The sequence below is a fragment of the Vibrio sp. 10N.222.46.A1 genome (assembly GCF_041473595.1).
GTDB classification, from domain to species: domain Bacteria; phylum Pseudomonadota; class Gammaproteobacteria; order Enterobacterales; family Vibrionaceae; genus Vibrio; species Vibrio tasmaniensis_A.
The window spans coordinates 1-5,285 of sequence record NZ_JBFRSN010001067.1 but is presented as its reverse complement, the minus strand read 5'-3'; the positions used below and the strand labels follow the sequence as shown (position 1 = coordinate 5,285).

The 5,285-nt window shown below is 44.8% G+C and carries 4 protein-coding genes and 1 pseudogene; 2 read left to right on the top strand and 3 right to left on the bottom strand.

Features of this window, described 5'->3' with window-relative positions:
- Positions 1-159, top strand: a pseudogene (locus AB4496_RS23800) (DUF3943 domain-containing protein); the annotation flags it as partial.
- A 252-nt stretch (positions 160-411) separates the two neighbouring features.
- Complete coding sequence (locus AB4496_RS23795; RefSeq protein ID WP_009848853.1) at positions 412-924, top strand: glycine cleavage system protein R; 513 nt, start codon at positions 412-414, stop codon at positions 922-924.
- Between the two features lie 109 nt (positions 925-1,033).
- Here the strand turns inward: AB4496_RS23795 and nspC are convergent, their stop codons facing one another.
- From nspC to AB4496_RS23780, 3 genes are all read right to left on the bottom strand, one after another.
- The gene (gene nspC, locus AB4496_RS23790; protein ID WP_102258304.1) at positions 1,034-2,173 is read right to left on the bottom strand and encodes a carboxynorspermidine decarboxylase; all 1,140 of its coding nucleotides are present in this window, start codon (positions 2,171-2,173) and stop codon (positions 1,034-1,036) included.
- Positions 2,174-2,372: 199 nt separating this feature from the next.
- On the bottom strand, positions 2,373-3,626 hold the full coding sequence (locus AB4496_RS23785; RefSeq protein ID WP_102258303.1) for a carboxynorspermidine synthase: 1,254 nt from the start codon (positions 3,624-3,626) through the stop codon (positions 2,373-2,375).
- An 8-nt stretch (positions 3,627-3,634) separates the two neighbouring features.
- The coding region (locus tag AB4496_RS23780; RefSeq protein WP_372132226.1) for a pyridoxal-dependent decarboxylase at positions 3,635-5,285 on the bottom strand (1,651 nt) is incomplete at its 5' end.

The window sequence follows — 5,285 nt, the reverse complement described above, 5'->3', positions numbered from 1 at the left end:
ATCCACTACTGGGTAAGTGATGCATGGGGTGGTGACGCAGAAGTTAATCTGAATACTAACCCTTGGTGGGATAACAAAGACGCAGCACGATTCGCCTACGATGCAGGGGCAACATACGACTCTCAGTTTGTTGGTATGAACTTTAAAGTAACGTTTTAAATCGACTTCCAGTCTCTGAACTCTATGTTACTGCATTTCAAATAAATGCGACAACTCTTCTAAAAGCGGCTCTCTAGCCGCTTTTTTTGTGCCCTACTCTTCATTCTCTTTTTTTGCATCACAGCTTAGTTTCAAAAATTGACACAGGTCAAACATTGTTCGATGTAACCTTCTACACTGAAATTAAAGAACTTTATCGCGTGATATCAAACATTTAATTAGCAACGAACAATTGAGACTTTGGGGGCTGATATGAACAGTACATTTATCGTAAACTTTATCGGACAAGCATCACCAGCAACAATCAAGCAACTTGCTGCGGTTACTCACGAAAACGACGGAAAATGGCTCATCAGTAAAGTTAACTTTATTGAAGATCAAGTTGCAGGTGTATTAAAGATTCAACTTCCCGCCATCAACGAATCAATTGTTAAGGATGCTTTCAGTGCCAATGCTGACTTGATCGTGCAGTTTGTTGATTCAGACCACACTCACAACGCACAAGACACAATACATCACTTACGACTCGACTCTAACGACCGAGCTGGCATCGTCAACGAAGTGACACATGTACTAGACAGACAAGGAATTAGCATTCTAGATATGGATTGTCACCGAGTCTTTATCGCGGGTGGCGGTGGTGTTAGCTCAAGTCTATTTACTTCCAAGATCGCTGTGAAGTTGCCAATTGAAGTCTTGATTGATGATGTCGTGAATGAATTAGAAACGCTCAGTGAAGATACTCGAGTGATGATTGAGAGCTAACGGATAGCATTTCACTTCTATCCTTACTCTTTTCTCTGGTAACAGTTATCTATAAAAAAAAGAGCAGCTCACCGGCTGCTCTTTTTATTGTTCTAAAACTATGACTTAGTTACTTAACCGACCATTGTGATAATGATCGTTTGAAGTCTTCATAGCCAAATTCATTTAGCTTCTGAACTTCGCCATTGCTGCGATCGCAATAGATCGATGGCATTTTTAGGCCATTGAACCAGTTCAGTTTCACCATGGTGTAACCTGCACTGTCTAGCAGGTGCAGCTTTTGACCAATCTTAAGTGGCTCGTCAAAGCTAGCTTCGCAGAACTGATCGCCAGCAAGACATGAGCATGAACCAATCACATAGTCATGGCTACCATTTTCAGAGGCTTCTAATACCGATGCTGGCTCATTGTAGATAAGCGTATCAAGGCGGTGAGCTTCGGTTGCTGAATCGACAATTGCCGTTTTCTTCACGTTCTCAACAATATCAACAACTGTCACAACTAGGTCGGTTGTTTTAGTGATGATGGCTTCACCCGGCTCTAGGTACATCTGCACGCCGTGCTTTTCAGAGAAGGCTTTTAGCGCAAGACCCAGTTTCTCGATGTCATAACCCGGCCATGTGAAGAACACACCACCGCCCATGCTCACCCAGTCCAACTTATCTAGGTGCTCACCAAACTGCTCTGAGATTGAATCAAGCAAACCGATAAATGCATCGACGTCTTTGTTCTCGCAGTTCATGTGGAACATCACACCATTGATCTCATCGAAGATCCCCGGTTTGATGTGATCAGCTTGCACACCCAAACGTGAGAATTGACGCGCTGGGTTTGCCAAGTCTTGCCCTGCGTAGCTCACACCCGGATTTAATCGTAAACCCAATGAAGCCTTACCTTCAACAATATGACGGTAAACGGCAAGTTGGCTTTGAGAGTTGAAGATCATCTTGTCGCAGATATCCGCAACTTCTCTCACGTCATCTTCGCTGTAACCCACACTGTAAGCGTGCGTTTCACCACCAAAGGTTTCGTGGCCAAGCTTGACTTCGTATGGGCCAGAGCTTGTCGTGCCATCGAGGTAAGGTTTGATGATGTCAAACACACCCCATGTCGAAAAACACTTCAGTGCCAATACCAATTTCACACCTGAAATCTCTTTCAGTTGCTTGGCTTTCTCTAGATTCGCAATCAACTTGTCTTCGTTGATCATGAAATATGGGGTTTTTAGTTCTTCTTTCTTAAACGTCATTTTTGTAAACACTCAAGCAGCATCTATAGATGGAAAGGTAAATTAACAATTTTGGTGTGATTTATTTTGATTTTGTCCTGTCCGAGCGCAGTGAGTTACAAAATCAAAATAAATGATACCAAAGCTTCAAGGCTATCATCATCGAAAAGGGAACAATCCATGTCCCCTTTAATTAGCAATCAAAACAAGAAATCAGTTCTTATTTTTTCAGCTCTTGAATCACAGGAAGACCTTGGCCTGCTTCAAGTTCTTGAACATGCCAATCTAGACCGATTTCAGGCATTGTTGCTAGGAACGGGTCTGGGTTTAACTGTTCCATATTGAACACGCCTTTATCAGCCCATTCGCCACGGAAGAACTGAAGTGCAGCCGTAATCGCTGGAACACCCGTAGTGTAAGAGATTGCTTGGTGCTCTACGTCTTCGTAAGCCACTTCGTGGTCTGCGTTATTGTAGATGAAGACACTGCGATCTTTGCCGTCTTTCTTACCTTGGACCCAAGTACCGATACACGTTAAACCTGTGTAACCCGGAGCTAGAGATGTTGGGTCTGGTAGTAGTGCTTTAAGAACATGCAGAGGCTGAACCACAGTACCGTCATGTAGCGTTAGTGGATCAGGGCTAAGAAGACCGATATCACGCATGCAGTTGAAGTAGTTCAGGTATGCATCACCAAAGCCCATCCAGAATTCGATACGCTTAGCAGGGATGAACTCTTTCATTGAACGAACTTCATCGTGCGCCATTGAGTAAACTTTGTGAGAACCACAATTAGGGAATTCAAACTCAAGCATACGAGAGTGACAAGGTACTTGTTTCCACTCTTCATTTTCCCAGTAGAAAGAATCGCCTTGGATCTCAAGCATGTTGGTTTCTGGATCAAAGTTTGTCGCAAACTTCTTACCGTGGTCACCAGCATTCACGTCCATTACGTCAATTGAGTCAATCTCATCGAACAAGTGCTTAACCGCGTACGCTGCAAAGATTGATACCACACCTGGATCGAAACCCGCGCCAAGAATACCTGTGATGCCCGCTTCAGCGAACTTCTCACGGTAGCCCCACTGCCAATCATAAGCTTGTGGTACTTGTTGACCTTCAGAACATAGGTCAACCGCTACCGATGTATCTAGGTAAGAGACTTTAGATTGGTAACACGCTTCCATGATTGCCATGTTTACCCAAGGAGGACCAGCGTTGATCACTAGATCCGGCTGAACTTCTTTAATCAAAGCAACAAGTGCATCAACATCGTCAGCGTCTACTGAACGAGCCTCTAGTTTCTTAGTAGAATCTTTAAGGTTATTTTTGCCCTTGATAGATTCGATGATTTTTTCACACTTCGCGATTGTGCGAGAAGCGATTGTGATATCACCCAGTACTTCGTTATTTTGTGCTGCTTTGTGTGCAACAACCCAACCAACGCCGCCTGCACCAATTTGTAGAATAGCCATAGTTTTAATTACCCTTGTTGTTCTGCTAGCTCAATAGCTAAAGTTTGAATTTTGTTAATTAGAGATTTGAAATCTGATGTCGTTAAGCACGGATTCAAGATTGTAAATTTCAGCGCACTTTTACCGTCGACGACCGTTTCGCCAAGCACGGCAACACCACGAGTCAGCGCCTCCAGTCTTAACGTCTGATTCAGTTTGTCTAAATCAAGAACGCCGTTTGCTGATAGCTCGTTGTTCGGTACCGCACGGAACAGCACTGTCGACAATGACGGCTCAGCAAGTAGCTCAAAATCGTCATGCTTCTGAATCAGATCGGCAACTTCAAGCGTCTGCTCTAGAAGATGGTCGTACATATCACCCAGTTGCTTTGGTCCAACGCTTTGCATCGTCATGAAGACTTTCAGTGCATCGAAACGCTTGGTGGTAGCTATGGACTTATCGACTAGATTTGGCAGCTCATCGTGCTCGCGATTCAAGTAGTCTGCGTGATGCAGTAGGTACTTAAAGTTCGCTTTGTCTTTCAGCAGCACAGCGCCACAGCTGATGGTTTGGAAGAACAACTTGTGGAAGTCGACACTCACTGAGTCCGCTTTTTCGATACCTTTCAGACGAGCTTTATGGCTGCTTAAGATAAGCGCGCCACCGTAAGCACTGTCGACATGGAACCAAAGATCTTGTTGGTTGGCGATGTCAGCAATCGCTTCAAGATCATCAATCGCACCGTGATCGGTAGTACCCGCCGTACCGACAACAGCAAAAGGAATCAACCCTTGAGCTTTAAGTGCTTTCACTTCTGCGTCTAGCAAGTCAGGCTTGATAGTGCCGTTTGCATTGGTGTCAACACAGCATACTGCCGCTTCACCTAGCCCTAATAGAGAGGCTGACTTTTGAACCGTGAAGTGCGATTTCTTTGAACATAAGATACGCAGCTTGCTCGCGTATTCTGGTAAGCCAAGCTTTTGGATAGAATGACCATTGTGCTTATCCGCAACCCAGTCTCTCGCCAGCAATAAGCCCATTAGGTTACTTTGCGTGCCGCCGCTAGTGAAAACACCATCAGCTTGTGCGCCAAGTTGGTATTTGTCACACATCCAATCCACCACACGCTGCTCCACATAAGTCGCAGCAGATGCTTGGTCCCATGAATCCATCGATTGATTCAACGCCGCGATAATCGATTCCGCAGCTACCGAAGCCATAAGAGGAGGAGTGTGAAGGTGCGCAATGCAGTCTGGGTGTTGCACGAAGATGGAGTTCGCAGCGACAAGGTCTGCAGTACTATCTACAACATCAACCAAAGAGTGTTGATTGTTATCGAGATCAACAGCATTGATGGCTGCTTCTAGCACTTTTGGATCTAAACCCGAATAAGGCGTTTCAACTTGTTCAAAAACCGCTTTCATCGCTTGAGTGGTTTGGTTCATCACGTTAGCAAATTCGTTGCTACCGCCTAAACCTGTCTGGATGAAATGCTTATTCCATTCTTGGTTAGTTTGTTCGCTTGAAGCTGGGTCTTGTTGTAAACCACCACCCGCTGCGATGATCGCTTCTTCCATCACGCGCAATGCAAAGTCGATCTGCTCAAAAGAGATAATCATTGGCGGAAGGAAACGAATTACCGAACCATCACGACCACCCTTTTCAACCATCAAGCCGCGC

Coding starts and splice junctions, on each gene's coding strand:
- nspC (WP_102258304.1), bottom strand. CDS start 2,173: ATGACGTTTAAGAAAGAAGAACTAAAAACCCCATATTTCATGATCAAC.
- AB4496_RS23785 (WP_102258303.1), bottom strand. CDS start 3,626: ATGGCTATTCTACAAATTGGTGCAGGCGGCGTTGGTTGGGTTGTTGCA.
- AB4496_RS23795 (WP_009848853.1), top strand. CDS start 412: ATGAACAGTACATTTATCGTAAACTTTATCGGACAAGCATCACCAGCA.